Here is a 21,889-nt window from a genome sequence, read left to right as displayed (position 1 = left end):
TGGAATTTCAGTTTTGATAGGGTTGAGAACCTGCGGGAAAAGGACGGTTTTAAAAAGCCCGGCCCACTCCAATTACGTATCGGAACTGGAAATTCTCTTCCACTGCCGGAGTGTGGCTCAGGAAGAGCGGAAAATCCACGCGGATGTGGAGAGGCGATGCTTTTTCAATGTTAAACCAGTTGTGGATCGAAAAAACTGCACCGATCCCCGCATCGGCCCGTGGCTCCGCAAATTCAAGGCTTTCGCCAATGTCATTATAGTTCATCACCCCAACATCAGCAAATAAATAAGGGGTCATGCGCAGGAATTTTTTCAGCAGTGGCGGACGAATGGGAAACCAATTTCCAAACTCCACCTCAAGGTTCAAGGCAGCGCCTGTAAATCCTTTGTAAACGAGAAAGATATTCGTGTCAGGATCAGCGTGTGGCGCCAGATAACCGCTGTAGCCGCGCAGGTTCAGTCCTCCGCCATGGTGTAGGTGGTTTGTTTCAATGCCGTATCCCAACCAATCATCCGGGAAGAAACCGCGTGATCGCATGTATTTGTCATCCATCAGGTCCACAGGGCTGGCTCCGGCCAGAAAGAGCATGGATTCATCCGGTTGCCGCGTACCTCCGGAATGGGAGGCAAAGAGGCGGTTTTTAATCCAGAACTTTTGCCAGTAAAAGCGATTTTGCCATTCTGCCCGTGCCGTGTAGTAGTTATAATCCTTCGTAAAAATAGAGGTTTCTACACCAGCGGTTACACTGCCGTTGCCTTTGGTTAAAGCATAATTTTTCCGGTAGTCGAGCGAGAGGGCTGTATTGTTATTCGCGGGCTGCCATTCGTCAGGATAAATCAGGTAATCCAGATCGCTGGAATCCGGTCGCAACCAGGTGTTGATGGAGAGGCTGAGGCTGCGCCCTTTGTGCAGATCGCGCTCCAGGCCAATGTTGCCACCGGTGAGTCCATCCAGGTGTTTCAAACCCAACTTCAGCTTCAGGGCAGGGTCTATACTCAGCAGTTGTGTTTCATATTTAAAATTGAAAGAAAACTGATCCTGCCATTCGTCATGAGCGACTGTCTCGAAAGTATCTCTTTTTAATAATCCTGTATTGTACCAGGCCGTGAGATGGAATTTATTGAGGATATTTTGATACCCGCCATTGAGGTGCAGACCGGCCTTTATTCCATCCACGGAATTGTACCATACATCTGGTCGCCAATTCATGGAGTAATGTTCCCAGTCAGGTGGCTCATTATATGGTTTTTCAAATTGCAACTCTGTGTTGCATGATTTCTTGTTGTCCGGTAGGTATACATCAGCCATCCGGTGGGAAGGATCAATCTCTACATCATCAATTTTTTCATTCATGCTTATTACGGCTTCGTATTCAGGATTCAGCTTTTCACCCCATCCAATCCATCGCGGGAGTATAAAGGCATTGGTCTCCTTCTCGAACCAACTATTGGGAATATAAAAGTCATATTCAGTGCCCGACTTACCCGTCACACGCAGATCAATTGGCATCTGCATTTCTGCTTTCCGCTTAAGTTTAATTCTGTATACATAGATCTCTGTATCAACATTCTCTCCTTCCGGTAATTCCGCTTTCACCTCTTTCTCAAGGCTCCGGTCGCGGCTCACGCTCTGGATGGCGTAGTCAATATGCTTGTTGGTGGTCCACCATTGGTCGAAAAACCAGTTGAGATCAACGCCTGTAAAGCTGATGACTGAATTGCGAAAATCCTCGAAATAAGGATGGGCGATTTTCCATTGCTCCACATAATTCTGCATTGCCCGCTGAAAAAGATCATCTCCCAGCACATATTGAAGATTGTAAAGCATTGTGCCGGTTTTATAATACACATGGCCATAGCCGCCACCGTGGCGGATAGCTCCGCCAAAATCATCACTATGGGTATTCAGCACTGCATCCCGGTTCAGGATCGCATCCCGCAGGTATGGCCCATAGAGGCGCGCCATTTTGAATTCCTGATTCTCGAAATTTTTCCCTGCCCATTTCGGACGTCCATAAGCCGGACTATTACCATCAAGTTGCTCCAGGCCCCACACCGTGAGGAATTGCGTGAATCCTTCATCCATAGAAGCACGATATGTCTCGTTATTTCCCAGCATCCCGAAGAACCACATGTGTCCCACTTCATGTACCAGCAAACTGTTATAGGAAGGTTCCCTTCCTCTGTCCAGCGTCATCATGGGGTATTCCATTCCGTCTTCGGCATCTGCCACGATAATTTTCGGCCAGGCGTAGAGGCCAAAATCCCGTGAAAATATCTGGATTATGCGCGAAGTGTACTCGGCTGCACCCTGCCATCCGGCAGCATTTTGCTCTCTGGCAAGTGCCACTGCCTTAATATCGTTCCACTCCACTTCTGCAATACGGTAGGTGGGATCTGCCGTCCAGCCAAAATCATGGACATTGTTGGCAAAAAACCGCCAGGTCTTGGTCTGTCCCGAATCCACCGGAATAATTTCGGAAGGCATGGAACCAAAGGGTTTATCCTTAAAATTAGAAATATCCAGCTTTTGCCTCAGCGCTTCAGGGAGCAATTCATCGCGGTTCAGCAGCACTCCTGTACCATCCACAATGTAGTGGCTGGGAAAAGTCAGGTCCACCTCAAAGGTTCCGAAATCGCCATAGAACTCACGGCCAAGATGCTGGTCCGTGGTCCAGCCAAATTTGCGGTCGTAAACCGAAATACGCGGATACCAGTGGACACCATTATAATGTTTTGACCCGTCTTTGTTAAAGAACATTTTCATCCTTCGCCTGACGCTTCCTATATCAAAGAAAGTGGCGAATTCAATATCGAACGTAACGGAGTCATTCGGGAGCAGGGGCTGCGGCAGTTGAACGCGCAGGATGGTATTATCCAGCTCGGCCTGCACTTCCTGCCCGTTGGCTTCCAGCTTTTGTATGGTAGTGCCATATCCTTCGCTCTCATAGAACCCATACCGGATATTCACTTTATTATTTCGCTGAAGCTTGTCATAATAAGCGCCCGGCTGAAATGCATTTTGGTACAAATGAAAGAAGACCTCGTGCAGCGTATCAGGTGAATTATTATAATATGTAAGCTCCTCTGTTCCTGAAATAATATTTAGCTGATCATTCATTTCTGCCTTAATCCTGTAATGCACATCCTGCTGCCAATATCCGGGATGTGGCATTTTGTTCTTCCAGTAAAGACTATTAGCAGGATTGCGATAATTCAGCAGATAATTACTGCTTTGGCCAAAAACAGAAAATGAGCAGATCAGTACCAGGGCAATTACAAGCAGACTTTGTTTCATTTTTGAAAATTAATGTCGGGTTAAAACTAAATTTTTGAAAAAGTGATCGGTGTCGGGTAAGAAAACAGCAAACCAGTCATAATACCAGCTTAGCTACCAATTACTATAATATTGAGAAGCTTTAAGTGAATTTACCATTGTACTTAAGCTTAAGCTCATTGACGATGTGGCGGATTTCCTGTTCACGACTGCGCTCTGTGATGAGCAGCAAATTATCGTGCTCCACCACGATCAGATTCTCTACTCCGTTGAGGGCTACCAGCTTGCCGTCCGGCACCATAACGAGGCTTCCGGAACTGTTGCGCAAATAAACATGATCTCCTTTAACCACATTTTGCTGGCTGTCCTTTTTCATCAGCGTGTATACAGCATCCCATGTTCCTACATCGCTCCATTCAAATGTTGCCGGCATCACGTATACGTTGTCAGCCTTTTCCATAATGCCGTAGTCAATGCTCACAATGTTGCTGGTTTCGTAGGTTTTGGCCACGAAAGCCTTTTCCCCTTCTGTACCATATAATTTGCTGCCTTTGTTAAATGCCTCCTGAAGCTGCGGGAGGTGTTTATTAAAGGCATTTTCGATGGAACGGGCACTCCAGATAAAAATCCCGGCATTCCATAAAAACTCCCCGGTTTGCAGGAAGTATTCAGCCATTTCGCGGTTGGGCTTTTCTGTAAAGGTTTTTACTTTAAAAAAACCCTCTTTATTCCGGTCATCATGAAACTGGATGTAGCCGTATCCCGTATCCGGGCGGGTGGGCTGGATGCCCAGCGTTATCAACACGTCATTATTCGCTGCAAATTGTAAGGCTTTATGAATTGAGGTTTCAAACTTTGTTTCATCCATAATAAGATGATCAGAGGGAGCCACCACCATAGAAGCATCAGGATTCTTCAGCTTAATGTGTTGCAGCGCAAAAGCGAGGCATGGGGCCGTATTTCGCGCCATGGGTTCTCCCAAAATCTGGGTGTGACCGATTTCAGGCAACTGGCGCTTAACAACTTCACGATAGCGCTCATTGGTAACGATGTAAATATTTTCAGTCGGGCAAATGCTGCTGAATCGCTGAAAGGTCTTTTGGAGAAGTGTGCTCCCGCTGCCCAGCAGGTCGTGGAACTGTTTAGGATGTTCCTGCGTGCTCATGGGCCAGAATCGGCTGCCAATCCCTCCTGCCATGATCACCGCAAAGTAATTTTTATTCAATTTCACTTTGTTTTAATTGAGTTAGCTGTGTTTTTAAATAGGTAGCTGTCAATTCATATCTGCGGTATTTTAATTTGTTCAAATAAGTCCTTCGCGGTTCAGGTCATGAAAATGAACCATCCCAATATACCGGTTATGCTTCATCACAATCAATTGCTGAACTTTGTTTTCGCGGATAATCCTGAGTGCCCTCACTGCGAGTGCATCATGCTCAATGGTGTGGGGATGAGGCGACATGATATCCCTGGCTGTTACCTTCGTAAGATCGGCATTTTTCTCCAGCATTCTGCGTAAGTCGCCATCCGTTATCATTCCCTGAAGTTTTCCATCTTCCATTACGGCCACGGCCCCCTGTCGTTTTGAGGTTATTTCGAGGATGATCTCCTGCAGGCGGGCGTTGGCTTCGATTTCCGGTTTCAAGTTCTGATCGGTTATATCTTCTACGCGCAGGTAAAGACGCTTGCCGAGCGCTCCTCCCGGGTGGAAGCGGGCAAAGTCCCGGCTTCCAAAGTCACGGATGCTGAGTAGGCAAACCGCGAGTGCATCACCCATCGCCATTTGAGCTGCAGTGCTGGTAGTGGGAGCAAGGTTATGAGGACATGCCTCCACTTCTATTGTCGTATCCAGAATGCAATCAGCCTGCTGAGCCAGGTAAGAATCCGGGGCGCCAACCATTGCTATAAGGTGATTTCCCCCTATCTTCAGCAAAGGCACCAGCACTTTTATCTCTGCCGTGTTACCGCTTTTGCTGATAATAATCACGACATCATCCTGCTGTACGATGCCAAGATCGCCATGCACTGCATCAGCCGCATGCATAAATACTGATGGTGTGCCAGTGCTGTTGAGGGTAGCCACAATCTTTTGAGCAATCAATGCACTCTTTCCAATACCAGAAATAATGACACGGCCTTTGGAATTGTAAATAAATCCCAGCGCGCGGTAAAAGTCCTGATTGATAGCCTTGCGTAGGTTCAGAATTGCCTGCGCCTCATTATCAAGAACACCTGTTGCGATCCGGGAAATTTCTTCGTATGACTTCATTAAAACCGGAAAATGGATTTTTGGGCAAATATAACTGATAGCTTGTAGCTGCATGATTTGCCGTGGAAATGCGATCTGCAAGATCAACTATGCGTACAGGCTGGTACTGAACCTGAACAAATCCATTGCAAGGGCTGCAATCAAGGTCGGAAATTTATTCATTTTTCAGGCAATTATTGGATCACCACATGAATTGCTTACAATTTGACTATACCAAACTTTTTTGATTTTAAATGAATAATCATATCTTTCAAGCTGCTCTCGAATAGCACGTTACACCTGTGAAGAATTGATTGACCCATATTGGTAAACATAGAAAAATAAGAACATAGAAAACTTATACGTTAAATTGGGACAGCAAATTCATGGATTTATTTGTTAATTACTATTAAAAACTAAAAGGGAATATCAGATGAAAACGCTATCAGAAAACTGGTTTTTTGAGGGAAGAGTAGATTTTGAGTATAAGAAATATATTCTTCTGGCCTATTTACAGGAAGTGGACAGGAATTTTTCGCTTACCAAATTATACCCGCACTTAGCACTGCTTGTGCAGCAATATGCCAATCTAAACAAGTTCCTGGAAGAAAAGCGGGAACTTCAGGATCAGTTTCCGACTGACCTGGAGAAATTTGATTCAAAGCAGTTCAGGCTCATCTATAAGAAAGTGATCAATGATGATGACTTAATGGATGAACTGGAGGCGATCGTGGATTTTTCCAGAGGGAAGATCAAAAGCTGCCTGGAAGAGGGTAAAGAGATCTATGAATTTATTGAGAAACACATTGCGTTCTCTACGGTGGGTCTCGTGCCGCTTGATCTGGAATACGGGCTGCTGCTCTTCCGTTGGGGGAAAGACAGCACGATGCGGGTGTACCGCTACAAGGTTGGGCTGTTTGAAAGCTTCGGTGAAAATTACCGGACGATTGCCACACAATTTCTGCGTGCGTATGAAAGCACTTCCTATGCACCCGGCCTTAAAGTTAAGGAGAGCGTGATAAAGGAATTTGCCCTGGAACAGCCGCCTGCCACTTATCTCTTCGAGTCTGAATTCGAGTTGCCGATGGAGGAAACTTACCTGCCCATCGCCAAGCGGATGCTGGCAAGGCACATCACCATTGCGGCCTGAGCATTCAAGGTTGCGGTTTCACTGTTTGGAATATTCCCTCAGGATAATCCACACGGGAAAGATAGAGGCCGTCCGGCTCTAAGGCTCTTTTGCTAAGGTGCCTGTCTTTGCTTTTTAGTATATCGTGGAAACGTTCCAGAGGCATTTTATCTGCCCCGGTTTCCAGCATCGTTCCCGTCAGTATACGCACCATGCTGCGCAGAAAACGATTAGCTGAAATAGTGAATACGTACACACCTTCCGAATACGTCCAGTGAGCTTCTGTTATCTCGCATATCGTTGTCTTTGAATTTCCTCCCGTTTTGCTGAACGCTTTGAAGTCGTTGTACTCAAGGAGCAACCGGGCCGCAGCATTTAGTTTTTCAAGATGCAAAGGGTAGTAATAAAAAGTAGCCAGATTGAGCAGAAACGGATTTTTTACAGTAACAACCTTATACTGATACGTGCGGCTAATTGCGGAATATCGTGCATGAACGTTGTCTTCCACCTGATATAGCCGCTTTGCAAGGATGGTTCTGGGCAGGAGAAAATTCAGCATAGTGGGAAAGCCGGCTTCAAGGGATTGTCCTGTTTCAAAATGCAGAAAGAACTGCCTGGCATGAACACCTGTATCGGTTCGTCCGCAGCCGTTACAGACGATAACTTCACGGAGCTTGGTGCTGATCGCCTTTTCCATGACCTCCTGCACCGTCATTGCGTTCTTCTGCCGCTGCCATCCATGAAAACCACTGCCGTTGTAAGCTATTTCAAGAAAGTAGCGCATAGAGAAATTCCACGGAAAAATGAGGCTTTGATAGACACAAAAGGGATCAGCTTTTATAGCTTTTCATAAATCACAGCTGCGCCCTGACCCACGCCTACGCACATGGTGGCAAGGCCGTACCTGGCGTTTTGTCGTTTTTGCATTTCGAAAAGCAGCGTAGTGGAAATGCGTGTCCCGCTACAGCCAAGGGGATGGCCCAATGCAATGGCTCCTCCGTTTACATTCACCTTATCAGGATCCAGTTCGAGATCGCGAATACACGCCAGCGACTGAGCAGCAAATGCTTCATTCAGTTCTATCAGGTCAAGATCCTGAACCTTGAGGCCCGCCCGTTTCAGCGCTTTTTGGGTAGCGGGGACAGGACCAATGCCCATGATATGGGGCGGAGTTCCGGCCACTGCCATGCTCACTACGCGCGCCATTGGCTTCAGGTTGTATTTTTTCAGTACATCATCATTAACGATCAGGGTAACTGCCGCGCCATCATTTATCCCGGAGGAATTTCCCGCAGTCACTGTTCCGTCTTTTACAAAAGCAGGTTTCAGGCTCGCCAGTTTTTCAACAGAGGAAAGGCGTGGATGCTCGTCTTTTTCCACCATGATGGATTCGCCTTTGCGCTGTGGAATCTCCACTTTTATCATTTCCTCCTTAAACCTGTGTTTTTCATGCGCCTGTTGATACTTCTCCTGGGTCCGGTGTGCAAATTCATCCTGCGCTTCGCGGGTTATATTCCATTGGCTGGCCACTTTCTCAGCCGTTTCGCCCATCGCATAAGGAAAATACATTGAAGCCAGGGTCTTATTCGTGAACCGCCAGCCAATGGATGTATCATATATCCTGGGATTGCGATCAAACGCAGCTTCCGGTTTGGCCATAACGTAAGGGGCGCGGCTCATGCTTTCCACACCACCTGCCAGGTAAACATTGCCATCTCCGCACATCAGCGCACGTGAGGCATCCATTATAGACTGCAGGCCGGACGCACAAAGGCGGTTTACGGTAATGCCTCCCACTTCAACCGGAAGGCCTGCAAGAAGCAGTGCCATCCGCGCTACATTCCGGTTATCCTCGCCTGCCTGATTTGCCGCTCCAAAAACTACATCCTCAATTTCATTTACATCTAAACGAGGATTCCTTTGTATCAACATTTTAATGACCAGCGCGGCCAGATCATCAGGCCTTACAGAACTAAGTGCGCCTCCATATTTGCCTATTGGCGTTCGGACGGCATCAACTATATAAGCGGTTTTCATTACGGTTTTTTTTGGATGGCAAAGTTACCGGATTTCTGAGCACTGACCGGAAATGCTGCTCATGGCTGATTGCGTAAAGTTCTTGGCGATGTAACAGGTTGGTGTAATTTCGCGGCAAAAAATCCTGAAACAATGATCCAGCGAATCCAAAGTCTTTACCTTCTTATTGCCGCAGTGCTTGCCGCATCTGTCCTGGCATTTGACATCTGGAGTGGCGAGGTAGCTCCTGACGCAAACCAGGGCATAGAACAGGTTGTGATTCTGGACGCCTCTGAAATGGTGATGGAAACCACCGGCAATACCGAAGCCGAGGCTGATATGGTTGTTCAAAACACATTCTGGATTGCGCTTTTATGTGGTCTCACCACCATCCTCGGATTCATTGCAATTTTTCTTTACAAGAACCGCAAACTTCAGAACACCATCTCCCGTCTTTGCATGCTGCTCCTTACGGGGGTACTTGTGATTATATTCTTCTATATTGATGAAGGCAAAGCGTATTTTCAGAACACTGACTATGAAAGCATGTATGATGTGGCGGCCTTCCTGCCCATTGCGAGCATTGCTTTCTTCTTCCTGGCTACTCGCGCCATTACGGCTGATGAAAATTTGGTCAGGTCTTCCGAACGGCTGCGATAGCTTTTCAGCCTCCATTGCTCGGTACAGGCGGATTTCAATTGAAAAAGCATCATCCTAATTCAGATAATATTAAATAAATAAATTGATCCGTGTATCTGAATTTTTAATTGAAATTTTCTATTTGTAAATCCATCATAAAGTAAGAATATTGACAAGCAATAATGTAAAACTGAATTTATGAGCACTTATAAAACAATATTATTACTTGTAATGGTGATCCCCTTTTCTGGTTTCCACCTGAAAAAGCAGGAAAGCGGGCAGTTTAAGTTTTCACCCCAGGAAAGTACGATAACCTGGAAAATTATCGGAGACGGCTACGAAGGCAAAATCGGGCTGGCACGAGGAAGCATTGACATTGACTATGGCCGGCTGAATGCCCTGGATCTTAAACTGGACCTGGATGAGCTTTCCGTTGTCATCCCTGAAAAAGAGAAAAAGCAACAAAAGATAATCAAAGACCTTCGGGCGGAGAAAAACCTGAATGCGGAATTGCATCCGGACATAAGCTTTAAGCTCACTAAAGCGAGCCAGAAACCAGACGATGAAGGATGGAGCATTTTTGAAGTCACTGGCAGGCTAATCATTAAAGGAATCTATGAGGACATAACCTTCCCGCTGATGGTAAAAATTGATGGCGAACAGGTTACAGCGACAGGCCAGTTCTCTGCCCGTGCTGCACGCTGGGAACTAAAGGAAGATATTTATTTTGCTCTCGATCTTCATGGAAGCCGCTAGTGCGAAAGAAGAGGCGTAACCGTATTCAAATGAAATATTTCTATTTACTCCTATTGTTTTTAATTCCACCCCTTATGGTTTCCGGCCAGGAACTAACGCCTGAGGATAGGAGCCAGATCCTTGAGACCATGAAACAACAAGAGCAATGCTGGAATAAGGGCAATCTGGAGTGCTATATGGAGGGTTACTGGCAAAGTGATTCCCTTCGTTTTATTGGTAGCCGTGGCCTGACTTTCGGCTGGGAAACCACGCTCAACAACTATAGGCGATCTTATCCCGATGCTGCCGCAATGGGCTACCTCACATTTGAAATCTTAAGTGTCGAAGGAATCGGCCCGCACCATATTTTGGTCTTAGGCAAATGGGCTATTGAGCGCCCGGATGGAAATCTCAGCGGCCACTACAGTCTTATTTGGAAAAAAATCAATGGAGCATGGAAGATCATTGTGGACCATTCCAGCTAACGTCTGTTTTTGCTAATCAATTTTAAGTACAGCCAAAAAGGCAGTTTGAGGAATTTCTACATTCCCAACCTGCTTCATGCGCTTTTTACCCTTCTTCTGTTTTTCCAGCAGCTTGCGTTTCCGGGAAATATCTCCCCCGTAACATTTGGCCGTTACGTCCTTGCGCAAAGCACGCACGGTTTCACGGGCAATGACCTTAGTTCCGATAGAAGCCTGGATGGCAATCTCGAATTGCTGGCGCGGGAGAAGTTCCCTGAGCTTTTCGCAGATTTTCTTGCCCCATTCATAAGACTTATCGCGGTGAAGAATTGCAGAGAGCGCATCCACCGGTTCGCCATTCAGTCGAATATCCAGCTTCACCAGATGGCTTTCGCGGTAGCCAAGCGGATGATAATCGAAGGAAGCATAGCCCCGGGAAATGGTTTTAAGTTTATCATAAAAATCAAACACGATTTCCCCAAGTGGCAATTCAAAAGAGAGTTCTACACGTTTAGAAGAAAGGTAAACCTGGTTTTTGATAATGCCCCTTTTTTCGAGGCAGAGGCCCATCACCGGCCCTACAAAATCTGATTTGGTAATGATGGAACTGACGATATAGGGCTCCTCCGTCCGTTCTATCCGGCCAGGGTCGGGCAAATCAGATGGATTGGTAACTACATGCATTTTGCCGTCAGAAGTGAAAACATGATAGCTCACGTTGGGGACGGTGGTAATGACGTTCATGTCAAACTCACGTTCCAGACGTTCCTGTATAATTTCCATGTGCAGCATTCCCAGGAACCCGCACCGAAAACCAAAGCCAAGCGCCACAGAAGTTTCAGGTTCCCACGTAAGAGATGCGTCATTCAATTGCAGCTTTTCCATGCTTCCCCGCAGCTCCTCAAAATCCTCCGACTCTACAGGATAAATGCCGGCAAAAACCATTGGCTTCACGTTCTCATAGCCCTGGATGGCTTGCTTACATGGATTCTTTACAGAAGTTATCGTGTCTCCTACTTTTACTTCCTTTGAAATTTTGATCCCTGAAATAATATATCCCACATCTCCGGCTTCAATTATCTTTTGAGGCATAGGTTTGAGGCCAAGATTGCCAATTTCGTCAGCATGATATTCCTTGCCTGTATGAACAAACTTCACGGCTTCGTTATGCCGGATCCTGCCGTTCATCACACGGTAATAAGCCACAACACCCCTGAATGGATTGTATACCGAATCGAAGATCAGAGCCTGTAGCGGTGCTTCAGGATCCCCTTTTGGTGCAGGAATGCGCTCAACTATTCCACTAAGAATATCATGAACGCCAACACCTGTTTTGGCGCTTGCAAGCAAAATGTCTTCATCAGCACATCCCAGGAGTTCAATGATCTGATCTTTTACTTCCTCTATCATGGCTCCAGGCAAATCTATTTTATTGAGCACAGGAATTATTTCCAGATTATGTTCCAGAGCTAAAAAAAGATTGCTGATAGTTTGTGCCTCAATTCCTTGCGCTGCATCTACTACCAGCAATGCACCTTCACAAGATTTAATAGCACGCGACACTTCATAGGAAAAATCCACATGGCCGGGAGTGTCAATAAGATTTAAGGTATATGATTCGCCCTTGTATTCATAGTACATCTGGATGGCGTGGCTTTTTATTGTAATTCCCCGCTCGCGTTCCAGATCCATATCATCGAGTACCTGTTCTTTCCGGTCACGGTCAGTTACAGTATTGGTATATTCCAATAGGCGATCAGCTAATGTGCTCTTACCATGATCAATATGTGCAATGATGCAGAAATTCCTGAAATTCTTCATAAGGCAGCAAAATTACATCATTTGACCGCTCCAAACACGGCTGTTAAAGGAACTCCCACAATGCTCTCTAAAGTCATAAAAATATAATTAATCCAATTTCTGACACAGCAAGAATATTTTTTTTGACCATAAAATACTTTCTCTTTTTTCTGAATAGAAATTTTATCATCTTTGGTGCCGAAGGATATAGTTTTATATCTTCTGAATTATCGGAAAACAACAAGATAAAGCGAACACCGGGGGGTACAACTCGCTTTTATTTAGGTGAATGCATTTGGAACAATCGCCTCCTTTTTGCACTGTTATGCAAAAAAAGCCGTATTTCAGGATCGCAGAGAGAACAAATAGAGTTTTCTATTATTTGAGGGACAAATGGCCGTAATGCAAGATGTTGCATTAAATGACACTAAGAAGAGAGGGAATGGATAGTAAGTGGCGCGTGTTAATTGTATGGATAGGACTTCTACTTCACCTGACGGTAGAAGCACAGATAACTGCTGATTTTTCAGTTTCTAATACCCAGGGATGCAGCCCTTTAACTGTAAATTTTACGAATCTTTCTACCGGCCCGGTCACCAGCCATCAGTGGTGGTTTGGAAACGGCAACCAAAGCTCGCAATCAGATCCCAGTGCTATATATTATTCGCCCGGTGTATATGATGTAAAACTGGTGGTTTCAAATGGCCTGGTGACTGACACCTTTGAAATGAAAAATGCCATAACCGTGTTCGCGCCTCCTTCAGCATCTATTACGGCCAGTCCCACTTCAGGATGTGTTCCCTTGCCGGTAAACTTTACGAGCAGTTCCACTCCAGGTTCGGCACCTATTTCTGCTACAATTTTCGATTTTGGTGATGGCACAGTAGATACTTCATCGAGTTCCTCCCATCACTATAGAACTCCCGGAAGCTATTCCGTTATCCTGATCGTAACGGACACTAACGGCTGTAATCATACAATAACCGAAGATAGCCTGATCTATATAAAACCTTTACCCAAAGTCAGGTTTACCGCACAAAATTCCACCGGCTGTTCTCCTCCTCTCCAGGTGAACTTTTCCAATAACACTACCGGCAGTGGAAATGTAAGCTTTAAATGGTTTTTCGGTGACGGAGATTCCAGCACTGCCAAAAATCCCACCCATTCCTATACCTCAGATGGAAGTTTTAATGTTTCACTGATTGCGACTGACACCGCAGGTTGCAGCGATACGTTAACCAAAAATGCACTGGTAACAATTGAAAAAGAAGAGGCGAAATTCTCATATACTCCATCTAACGGGTGCAAGCCCTTGATCGTGAACTTTACAAATACCTCAAGTCCCGGTGATCCGGGCAGCCACTATTTTTGGGACTTTGGAGATGGTGACACTTCAACTGCCAAAAACCCAACACATACCTATACAGCCTCTGGTTCATATTCTGTTAAATTAAGAGTAACAAATGCTACCGGCTGTATGGATTCAATTGTTAAAAGCAACATTATCAACGTCTTGTCTTCTCCGGCCGTTAATTTTTCCGCCAATGATACCGCAGGGTGCAGGCCGCCATTGACAACAACTTTTACTGGAAGCCCCACCAATGGAACATCATACCTCTGGGATTTTGGAGATGGTGATACCTCACATCAAAAAAATCCTCAACATATTTTCGATAGCACGGGAAGCTATAACATCAAGCTAATTGTGACCGGAAGCAATGGCTGCACTGACACATTGATAAAACACGACTATATAAAAGTATTACCGCCTGTTGCTAAATTTAATGTATCACCTGGTAATGGTTGCGTGCCACTGAATGTAGTATTTACAGATAACTCAGTGACTGCGGATGCCATTATATCGCATGAATGGGATTTTGGAGATGGCGCAACTTCAACTCAGAAAAACCCGACAACAATTTATTCAAATGTGGGAGATTTTCCTGTTAAGCTTACAATTACAACGGCTGATGGCTGTGTTGATTCTGCTTTTTATTCATCCGTAACAGTTGGTGATAAGCCTTCAGCAGACTTTACGGTTGATAAGCGTGCCGGATGTATCGAAGATATGAAAGTTGAATTCACCAACTTAACGAATATAAATGCTACCGTTCTGGCTGATACCTTTTATTGGGATTTTGGAGAAGGAGGCACCTCGTGGGATACTGATCCTGGCTATGATTATGATATAGATTCAGGATTTTATACAGTTACCTTAGTTGCCTGGAGCAATGGATGCCCGGATACAGCCGAGAAGATTGATTATATAGAAATATACCCACCGTATGCTCGTTTTTCGATAAAAAGAAATATTTGCCATGCTGACTCCATCGAATTTATAGATGCTTCAGTGGGTGCTACTTCATATTATTGGATTTTTGGCGATGGTGATAGTTCGACCCAAAGCAACCCATCCCACCAGTATCCCGGCCCCGGAACGTATGAAGCACAACAGATTGCTTATAACTCCGCCTATAATTGCTCTGACACCGCATTCAGACCCATTACAATTGATCCTCCTGTCTCCCTGGATTTTGAAGCTGACAAGCAAACAGGTTGTGCACCATTACATGTGAGTTTTACAGGCATCAGCAGTCAATCTGCTGTATCTTTTGTGTGGGACTTTGGAGATGGGACAATAGATTCTGCGGAATCCCCAACTCATATTTATGAAAATCCCGGAAATTATACTGTCACCATGAGTATAATTACTGAAGACAGTTGCGTAGAAAAAATAACTAAAACCCACTACATTTCCATCAAAGGTCCTGATGCAAAATTCAGCACTTCGCCCAAGATAGGTTGCACTCCGCTGCTAGTATCAATTTCTGATTCTTCTACTTCTACTGCACCCATTGTCAGCCGTTTCTTAAATTTAGGAAACGGGAATTCCCAAAACTTAACTTCCCCGGTATTTCAATATGAATATATAACAGCCCCGAAAAACCAAAGGGATGGGTTTACTATTTCTCTTATTGTAGTTGATAGCCAGGGATGCAGCGATACGGCCCGGCAAATTATTCGCCCCCTGAAGCCAGAACCTTCGATCACTCCGCTTCCTGAGCCAAACTGTTCTACTCTGGATATGGTCCTCAATCCTGCCTCTTCAGATACCAACGGCTTAGGACCCTTTCAATATTTATGGCGGCTTGGAAGTGGGCAAACATCTACTGATACTGCACCTGTTCTTAATTTTAATGTTTCAGGAACGCGCCAGATCACATTGATCGTTACAGATAGTTTTGGGTGCATAGATTCTGTTACAAAACAAATAGAAGGTACATTAAAACCATTGAAAGCAAATTTCGGAGCTTCACCTTTAAGCAAAAGCTGCCCGCCACTACAGGCTACATTTTTTAACACCTCTACTGAGGGATATGCGCCTATCACAAAATACGAGTGGGATTTTGGCGATGGCACACATTCCACCCGGAAAAATCCAAGAAAAATATATTTAATTCCTGGACGGTTTTCTGTAAAACTGGAGATTACCGATTCAATCGGGTGCAAAGATTCACTTATAAAGACCGATTATATTTCCCTGGCCGGACCAGAGGGGAGCTATTCCTTCGATACACTGGAAGGCTGTGTTCCTTTAACTGTAGAGTTTTCAGCCGAAACACAAAACGCCAGAACGGTTACCTGGGACCTGGGTGATGGCTCCATCAGAATAGGCGACACCATTCAACATACTTATAATGATGCCCGTACATTTATTCCTTTGCTGATACTGAGCGACAGTTTTGGCTGCACTTACGTATTGCCCCCTATTGATTCAGTGCACGTTTTTGAACATCCGGAAGCCGCGTTTAGCGTATCGGGTGCGTGTTTTGGATATCCTACATATTTTACCGATGAGTCCATTGCAAATGCGGACAGCATTACTTCCTGGAAATGGGAATTCGGAAATGGCGATTCCTCCTCACAAGCGGCTCCTGCCTACATTTATGATTCCTTAGGATATTATGACGTTACACTTATTTCTACCAATAATCATGGGTGCAGCGATACTGTAGTTCAACGAATTAAAATTGGTGGTGTGGGCGCAAATTTCATTACAGAAGACAATACTTATTGCGTGAATGCTGATGTTAAGTTTATTAATAATAGCATCGCTGATACTATTATCACTCAATACAAATGGTCCTTTGGAAACGGGGACAGCTCTTCAGCAGAAAATCCGGTCCAAAGATTTGGTAATTCAGGGCCTCTGGATGTAAAACTAGTGGTTATTGACGCTTTAGGCTGCACAGATACAAGCATCAAGAATAACCACATTTTAATTGGTGATACGGTGCCACCTCCGGCTCCTGACGTATTTCGCGCTACAGTTTTAAATAATTTCACAATACAACTGGATTTTTCAAAATTCAAAAAAAATGATTTTGTTAAATATGTTATTTATATGGCCAATGGTAATGGAAATTTTATTATTTATGATTCTATATTTAATATAAATGATACCTCAATTCAGATTTCAAATCTTAGTCCATTAGATAATTCCTATTGCTTTAAAGTAAACGCTGTAAACGCCTGCGATTTGGAGGCCCCACCAGCAAGCCTGGAAACGCATTGCACGGTGGAACTCACCGCCAGACCAGGCATTCGACAGTCTGTTCTCTCCTGGAATCATTACACCGGATGGGACAGTGTAGCACATTATGTAGTGCTGCGCGAAAACCTCAACGCCCCCGGCAGGTTCGATAGCCTCGCTGCCGTCCCTGGCAATGTCAATTTATTTATTGATAGCAATATTATTTGCTATGCTGAGCATTTTTATAAAATAAAAGCAGTTGAAAAAGGTGGTGGTCGCCAAATTTCCCTTAGCGATACCAGCGGAACCGAGCCGGTATATATTCCTGATCTTCCTGATCCGGAAGTGGTTTCGGCAACTGTAGTGCAGAATAAACATGTGCAGGTATCATGGAAAATACCAGCAGCTGAACCGTTACGTGAGGTCATAATACAGCGCTCTGCAGAAGGTATCAATTACAATGACATTACGGCTCCCCTGCCCCCGGATATTCAGATATTTACTGACACTGATGTAGATGTCAATGCCAATTCCTATTGGTACCGCGTCCAATACCTGGATAGTTGTGGTGATCTTAGTGACTTTAGCAATATTGGCAAAACTATCCTGCTGAAAGTTGACACCAACTTCGAGTCAAAACCGCGGCTTAGGTGGACCCCTTATCAGGAATGGGCTGAAGGAGTAAAATATTACGATATTGAGATTAAGGAAGAGGATGGCAGCTTTACTCAACTGGCAAAGGTGGATGGAGATGATAGTATCTTTACTGACGGCATCAGCAGTATCAACAATCGTCCATCTTATTGCTACCGGGTTGTTGCCCACAGAGATGGAACTGTAGACCATCCAAATCAGAATATAAATATTACAAGCACATCGAATGAAGCCTGCGCCCCCATTCGTTCTACGATATTTGCCCCCAATGCCTTCTCACCCAATGATGATGATCATAATGATCACTTCCATGTAAAGGGCACTTATATACTAGAATATAATATTAAGATTTTCGACAGGTGGGGAATGCTGGTTTTTGAATCCAATTCATTGGAAGACCAGTGGGATGGTAAATTCAAAGGATCCATTCTGCCTGATGCCTACGTCTATATTATAGATGCACAGGGAGCCGATGAGAAAAAGTGGGTGATTAACGGTATGGTGACGATCGTGCCGTAGGCACCTAAAAGGCTCTGTTTTGCTCCAATTGTCCCTAATTTTAATTTACAGAAAAAGGCTAAATATTTGCTAACGGTCGTTAGGTATGGCTGAAATAATGGCACCCCGTAAAACCCAGATCTACACGATCGCAGAGAATCTTTTTCGCGAAAAAGGCTATTCTGCTACCTCTATGCGCCACTTGGCGAACGAAATAGGGATTGAAGCTGCCAGCATTTATAGCCACATTAAAAACAAACAGGAAATTCTCCGTAGCATCTGCTTCAGGATGGCGGATGAATTCTTTGCAGAGATTCACCAAATTGGCGGCCAATACCTGGCCCCTGAAACACAACTCCGGGAATCAATTAAAGCACATATTCGGGTTATTACAAAAAACGTTAATGCCGCCTCTGTTTTTTTCCATGACTGGAAATTTCTTGAGGAGCCAGATTTATCGCATTTCAAAGCAATGCGCGAACAGTATGAAGATCATTTTAAACAAATAATAAACAAAGGAATATCAACAGAAGTATTTTCTGCAACAAATCTCTCTTTTACCACAAGAACATTTTTAGCCGCGCTCAACTGGACATACGAATGGTATACTCCGGAGGGAAATTTATCGCCTGCTGAGATAGGAGAAAATCTGGCGGATTTACTGATGAAAGGAATTCTTAAACCGAAAAATTAAAATAATAAGATTTGTATTAAATTTAAGATACAAATTAAATTTTTCACCTAAAAAACTAACAATTATGTACGGAGGAGGCTATATTTTCCAGGATGATAAAGAAAAACTAAAAGTACAACCGGTTGAGGAAGAAGATCCTAAACTGCTTGATGCTTTTGAGGCGAAAATTGATGCTGATGAAAAGATCGAACCGAGAGACTGGATGCCGGCTCAATACCGAAAACAACTGATTCGGATGATAGAGCAGCATGCACATTCAGAGATCATCGGCTCCTTGCCCGAAGGTACCTGGATCACCCGTGCCCCCGGCTTCAGACGAAAGCTTTCTATTATGGCCAAAGTTCAGGATGAAATCGGACACGGCCAGTTGCTTTATAGCGCTGCAGAAACTTTAGGTAAGCCCCGCGAAGAAATGATCAATGATCTTCTTACCGGGAAATCGAAATATTCTAATGTATTTAATTATCCGGCTGAAACCTGGGCGGATGTCACGGTAATCGGATTTCTCATTGACGCGGCTGCAATCGTAAATCAAGTGATCAATTCGAAGGGTTCGTATGGTCCCTATTGTCGTGCACTTGAACGGATTTGCTATGAAGAATCATTTCACCTGAAACAAGGCCACGATGCCTTTGTGGCCCTCGCTACCGGAACTGAAAATCAGCGCCAGATGCTACAGGACGCCCTAAACCGCTGGTGGAAGCCAATTATGCACTTCTTTGGACCTCCCGATAAAATGTCAGTTCATACGGAAAAGCTAATGCGCTGGAAAGTAAAAATGGCCACCAATGATGATATGCGCCAACAATTTCTCAATACTTATGTCCCACGGGTTTGGGAGTTGGGCCTCACGTTACCTGACCAGAATTTGAAGAAAAATCCTGATAGTGGAGAATGGGAATTCAGCGACCCGGACTGGGATGAATTTTATGAAGTAATCAAAGGGAATGGCCCCTGCAATCATGAACGCCTAGCAGTACGCTCCTGGGCTGAGGAGCATGGCCGTTGGGTTCGAAAGGCTTTGCTTGATCCGCAGGAGAAATATGTAGTTCCTTTTGCGTAAAATGAAAAACACATTAATATCTTTTGGTACCTCAAAATTTAATTAAAAAATGAAAGAAATTTCTTTCGACCCAAGAGTGAACCGGTTGAATTTGCCGGAGAGCGAAGTATCATTAAGTCCGATGGATAACTGGCAGACTTATGAGGTGTTTCATCAAAAAAAACGAGGGGAACAGCATAAGCATTCCGGTATTCTGCATGCTCCAAACGGGGAAATGGCATTGGTACTGGCGAAGGAGCAGTTTGGAAGACGCGGACAAACTTCTAATATCTGGGTGGTTAAATCCACCGACATTTTTGCTACCTCCTATGATGATACTGATATGTTCTCCACTACCCCCGAAAAAGTTCATCGTGAACCAGGAGAATATAAAGTACGTGAGAAAATAGCGGAATACAAAAAGAAAAAACTCAATGGATGATCCCAAAAAAACACAGGCACTGAAGGAGCTTCTGTATAAAATGGCAGACGACCAACTCATCATCGGGCATCGTAATTCAGAATGGACGGGTTTGGGACCCGTGCTTGAAGAGGATATTGCGTTTTCTTCGATAGCTCAGGATAAAATCGGCCACGCCAGGAATATTTATACGATCCTTCATCAACTAGGAGAGGCTGAACCTGACGAAATTGCCTTTCATCGCACAGAAAAGGATTTTCGTTGCTGCCATTTGGTAGAGATGCCCATTGGCGAATATGATTTCAGCTTAATTCGTCACTTCCTTTTTGACCATTCAGAACTGATTCGCTTCAGTATGTTGGCAGGCTCCAGTTTTCAACCCCTTGCAGATTTGGCTATAAAATATCGTGGAGAGATAAAATACCACGTTTTTCACGCCAATACCTGGGTACAGCAATTGGCCAAGGCAAACGAAGAAAGCCGGGGGCGCTTGCAATCTGCCCTCAATGATGCATTTCCTCTCGCCTTAGGAATTTTTGAGCAAAGTGAATATGAGGATATTATAATTAGTGAAGGCATCTTTGAAGGGGAAGAAGCCTTGAAAGCCAGTTGGTTGAAAACCATCACCTCTGCATTGAAATCAGCAAACCTGGAAATACCGAAAGGTGATTTTACGGAACCTTCCATTGGTGGACGGAATGCTTACCATACTGAGTATCTCAAGCCAATGCTTACTGAGATGACTGAGGTTTATCAACTTGACCCACAAGCTGAATGGTAAAAGGTTAGATTGACAGAGGGCATTGAAGAAGAAACGCTAAGCAGAAGTAAATTATGGTCTCCTATAATCTCTCATTTCTTATTTTTCTGAGGAGCACAATTATTTTCACAGAAATTTTTTAATGAGGCTAAAAAATGATTAATTTGGATGGGTATCCGCAAAACTTAAGTTTATATGATTCGCCTAGTCCTTTGCTTCTGCTGCACATTAACAGGTTATTCCGCAACTGCCCAAACGGTCGACTCCATGAAGCATCAACCAGCGCACAATCAACTAGGGATCAATGCTCATTTTCTGGTGCAAACCCTTATAAGCGGTGATGATGCCCGGCCTAGTCTCGAAGTGATTTACAAAAGGCGGTTTGAAAGATATGCCTTTAGAGTAAGCGGTAGCTATGGACGTGTAGGCCAATATCTTCAAGGCTACTATGCCAATCTTGATTCAATTAGCACCCAAAGAGTTCGTACGGTAAAGGAAGGGAATATCAGTCTTCGTTCAGGAATTGAATTCAGACAAAATTTTGGATCCGCGCAAGTCTATTATGGCTCCGATATATATTTAGGTAATCACTTTGGCTATTTGAGAAGAGATTCACTTGATCGTAATGGAATTGAAAGTGCCACACTGGAAGAAGTTCGAGCCAATATTATTAGCTGTGGCGTCCAACCCTTTTTCGGCATTGAGGTGCCACTATCTGATAACCTATCAATCGCTTTCGAAGGAGGTGTGAAAATTTTATATAACACCTCTCGAGTCACTATACTTAATAATCATGGAGTAGAACGTAGAAACAGCCATTTTTACGACATGGATTTTGATCCGTTTATAGAACGAATAGTTTTTTCTTACCATTTCTGAAATTCCAACTCTATAACTCCCACGATTAAACTTTACCTGAATTCTTAAACCCTAACCTGGAATTCAGTTACGTATTATACGATTTGGATACCAAGTTTG

16 protein-coding genes are annotated in these 21,889 nt (G+C 44.3%); 10 read left to right on the top strand and 6 right to left on the bottom strand.

Features of this window, described 5'->3' with window-relative positions; all coding sequences use genetic code 11:
• Positions 1-49: 49 nt before the first annotated feature.
• The 3 genes from WD077_07405 to WD077_07395 all read right to left on the bottom strand — a co-directional run bounded on the left by WD077_07405 (position 50) and on the right by WD077_07395 (position 5,546).
• On the bottom strand, positions 50-3,298 hold the full coding sequence (locus tag WD077_07405) for a M1 family metallopeptidase (GenBank protein MEX0967048.1): 3,249 nt from the start codon (positions 3,296-3,298) through the stop codon (positions 50-52).
• A 121-nt stretch (positions 3,299-3,419) separates the two neighbouring features.
• On the bottom strand, positions 3,420-4,508 hold the full coding sequence (locus WD077_07400; protein ID MEX0967047.1) for a mannose-1-phosphate guanylyltransferase: 1,089 nt from the start codon (positions 4,506-4,508) through the stop codon (positions 3,420-3,422).
• A gap of 72 nt (positions 4,509-4,580) precedes the next feature.
• Positions 4,581-5,546, bottom strand: a complete 966-nt coding sequence (locus tag WD077_07395) for a KpsF/GutQ family sugar-phosphate isomerase (GenBank protein MEX0967046.1) — start codon at positions 5,544-5,546, stop codon at positions 4,581-4,583.
• Between the two features lie 412 nt (positions 5,547-5,958).
• On the opposite strand from WD077_07395, the gene WD077_07390 reads away from it, so the two are divergent.
• Positions 5,959-6,675 (top strand): hypothetical protein, encoded by a 717-nt coding sequence (locus WD077_07390; GenBank protein MEX0967045.1) that lies wholly within the window; start codon positions 5,959-5,961, stop codon positions 6,673-6,675.
• A 4-nt stretch (positions 6,676-6,679) separates the two neighbouring features.
• On the opposite strand, the gene truA is transcribed toward WD077_07390, so the two are convergent.
• The gene (gene truA, locus WD077_07385; GenBank protein MEX0967044.1) at positions 6,680-7,438 is read right to left on the bottom strand and encodes a tRNA pseudouridine(38-40) synthase TruA; all 759 of its coding nucleotides are present in this window, start codon (positions 7,436-7,438) and stop codon (positions 6,680-6,682) included.
• Positions 7,439-7,491: 53 nt separating this feature from the next.
• Entirely contained in the window at positions 7,492-8,691 is a 1,200-nt protein-coding gene (locus WD077_07380; GenBank protein ID MEX0967043.1) for an acetyl-CoA C-acyltransferase, read from the bottom strand.
• Positions 8,692-8,823: 132 nt separating this feature from the next.
• On the opposite strand from WD077_07380, the gene WD077_07375 reads away from it, so the two are divergent.
• The 3 genes from WD077_07375 (at position 8,824) to WD077_07365 (ending at position 10,529) form a co-directional block, all read left to right on the top strand.
• Positions 8,824-9,330 (top strand): DUF4293 domain-containing protein, encoded by a 507-nt coding sequence (locus WD077_07375; protein MEX0967042.1) that lies wholly within the window; start codon positions 8,824-8,826, stop codon positions 9,328-9,330.
• A gap of 177 nt (positions 9,331-9,507) precedes the next feature.
• Positions 9,508-10,065 (top strand): YceI family protein, encoded by a 558-nt coding sequence (locus WD077_07370; GenBank protein ID MEX0967041.1) that lies wholly within the window; start codon positions 9,508-9,510, stop codon positions 10,063-10,065.
• A 29-nt stretch (positions 10,066-10,094) separates the two neighbouring features.
• Positions 10,095-10,529 (top strand): nuclear transport factor 2 family protein, encoded by a 435-nt coding sequence (locus WD077_07365; GenBank protein ID MEX0967040.1) that lies wholly within the window; start codon positions 10,095-10,097, stop codon positions 10,527-10,529.
• 12 nt (positions 10,530-10,541) lie between these two features.
• Here the strand turns inward: WD077_07365 and lepA are convergent, their stop codons facing one another.
• On the bottom strand, positions 10,542-12,329 hold the full coding sequence (gene lepA / locus WD077_07360) for a translation elongation factor 4 (protein MEX0967039.1): 1,788 nt from the start codon (positions 12,327-12,329) through the stop codon (positions 10,542-10,544).
• 400 nt (positions 12,330-12,729) lie between these two features.
• On the opposite strand from lepA, the gene WD077_07355 reads away from it, so the two are divergent.
• The 6 genes from WD077_07355 to WD077_07330 all read left to right on the top strand — a co-directional run bounded on the left by WD077_07355 (position 12,730) and on the right by WD077_07330 (position 21,790).
• Entirely contained in the window at positions 12,730-18,015 is a 5,286-nt protein-coding gene (locus tag WD077_07355; GenBank protein MEX0967038.1) for a PKD domain-containing protein, read from the top strand.
• An 85-nt stretch (positions 18,016-18,100) separates the two neighbouring features.
• Positions 18,101-18,688 (top strand): TetR/AcrR family transcriptional regulator, encoded by a 588-nt coding sequence (locus WD077_07350; protein MEX0967037.1) that lies wholly within the window; start codon positions 18,101-18,103, stop codon positions 18,686-18,688.
• A gap of 64 nt (positions 18,689-18,752) precedes the next feature.
• Complete coding sequence (gene paaA, locus WD077_07345) at positions 18,753-19,751, top strand: 1,2-phenylacetyl-CoA epoxidase subunit PaaA (protein ID MEX0967036.1); 999 nt, start codon at positions 18,753-18,755, stop codon at positions 19,749-19,751.
• Positions 19,752-19,800: 49 nt separating this feature from the next.
• A complete protein-coding gene (locus WD077_07340) occupies positions 19,801-20,172 on the top strand; it encodes a 1,2-phenylacetyl-CoA epoxidase subunit B (protein MEX0967035.1) in 372 nt (123 codons plus the stop codon).
• Entirely contained in the window at positions 20,165-20,932 is a 768-nt protein-coding gene (gene paaC / locus WD077_07335) for a 1,2-phenylacetyl-CoA epoxidase subunit PaaC (protein ID MEX0967034.1), read from the top strand. The genes WD077_07340 and paaC overlap by 8 nt, the downstream gene beginning before the upstream one ends.
• 246 nt (positions 20,933-21,178) lie before the next feature.
• A complete protein-coding gene (locus WD077_07330) occupies positions 21,179-21,790 on the top strand; it encodes a hypothetical protein (protein ID MEX0967033.1) in 612 nt (203 codons plus the stop codon).
• Positions 21,791-21,889: the final 99 nt, after the last annotated feature.

This window comes from Bacteroidia bacterium, assembly GCA_040880525.1.
GTDB lineage: Bacteria > Bacteroidota > Bacteroidia > CAILMK01 > JBBDIG01 > JBBDIG01.
This window is presented reverse-complemented; position numbering and strand designations above follow the sequence as displayed.

What these genes read in the sequence shown, in the direction of transcription:
- paaC (MEX0967034.1), top strand. Translation starts at nt 20,165, where the DNA reads ATGGATGATCCCAAAAAAACACAGGCACTGAAGGAGCTTCTGTATAAA.
- WD077_07350 (MEX0967037.1), top strand. Translation starts at nt 18,101, where the DNA reads ATGGCTGAAATAATGGCACCCCGTAAAACCCAGATCTACACGATCGCA.
- WD077_07340 (MEX0967035.1), top strand. Translation starts at nt 19,801, where the DNA reads ATGAAAGAAATTTCTTTCGACCCAAGAGTGAACCGGTTGAATTTGCCG.
- WD077_07405 (MEX0967048.1), bottom strand. Translation starts at nt 3,298, where the DNA reads ATGAAACAAAGTCTGCTTGTAATTGCCCTGGTACTGATCTGCTCATTT.
- WD077_07330 (MEX0967033.1), top strand. Translation starts at nt 21,179, where the DNA reads ATGAAGCATCAACCAGCGCACAATCAACTAGGGATCAATGCTCATTTT.
- truA (MEX0967044.1), bottom strand. Translation starts at nt 7,438, where the DNA reads ATGCGCTACTTTCTTGAAATAGCTTACAACGGCAGTGGTTTTCATGGA.
- WD077_07365 (MEX0967040.1), top strand. Translation starts at nt 10,095, where the DNA reads ATGAAATATTTCTATTTACTCCTATTGTTTTTAATTCCACCCCTTATG.
- WD077_07370 (MEX0967041.1), top strand. Translation starts at nt 9,508, where the DNA reads ATGAGCACTTATAAAACAATATTATTACTTGTAATGGTGATCCCCTTT.
- WD077_07395 (MEX0967046.1), bottom strand. Translation starts at nt 5,546, where the DNA reads ATGAAGTCATACGAAGAAATTTCCCGGATCGCAACAGGTGTTCTTGAT.
- WD077_07355 (MEX0967038.1), top strand. Translation starts at nt 12,730, where the DNA reads ATGACACTAAGAAGAGAGGGAATGGATAGTAAGTGGCGCGTGTTAATT.
- lepA (MEX0967039.1), bottom strand. Translation starts at nt 12,329, where the DNA reads ATGAAGAATTTCAGGAATTTCTGCATCATTGCACATATTGATCATGGT.
- paaA (MEX0967036.1), top strand. Translation starts at nt 18,753, where the DNA reads ATGTACGGAGGAGGCTATATTTTCCAGGATGATAAAGAAAAACTAAAA.
- WD077_07390 (MEX0967045.1), top strand. Translation starts at nt 5,959, where the DNA reads ATGAAAACGCTATCAGAAAACTGGTTTTTTGAGGGAAGAGTAGATTTT.
- WD077_07375 (MEX0967042.1), top strand. Translation starts at nt 8,824, where the DNA reads ATGATCCAGCGAATCCAAAGTCTTTACCTTCTTATTGCCGCAGTGCTT.
- WD077_07380 (MEX0967043.1), bottom strand. Translation starts at nt 8,691, where the DNA reads ATGAAAACCGCTTATATAGTTGATGCCGTCCGAACGCCAATAGGCAAA.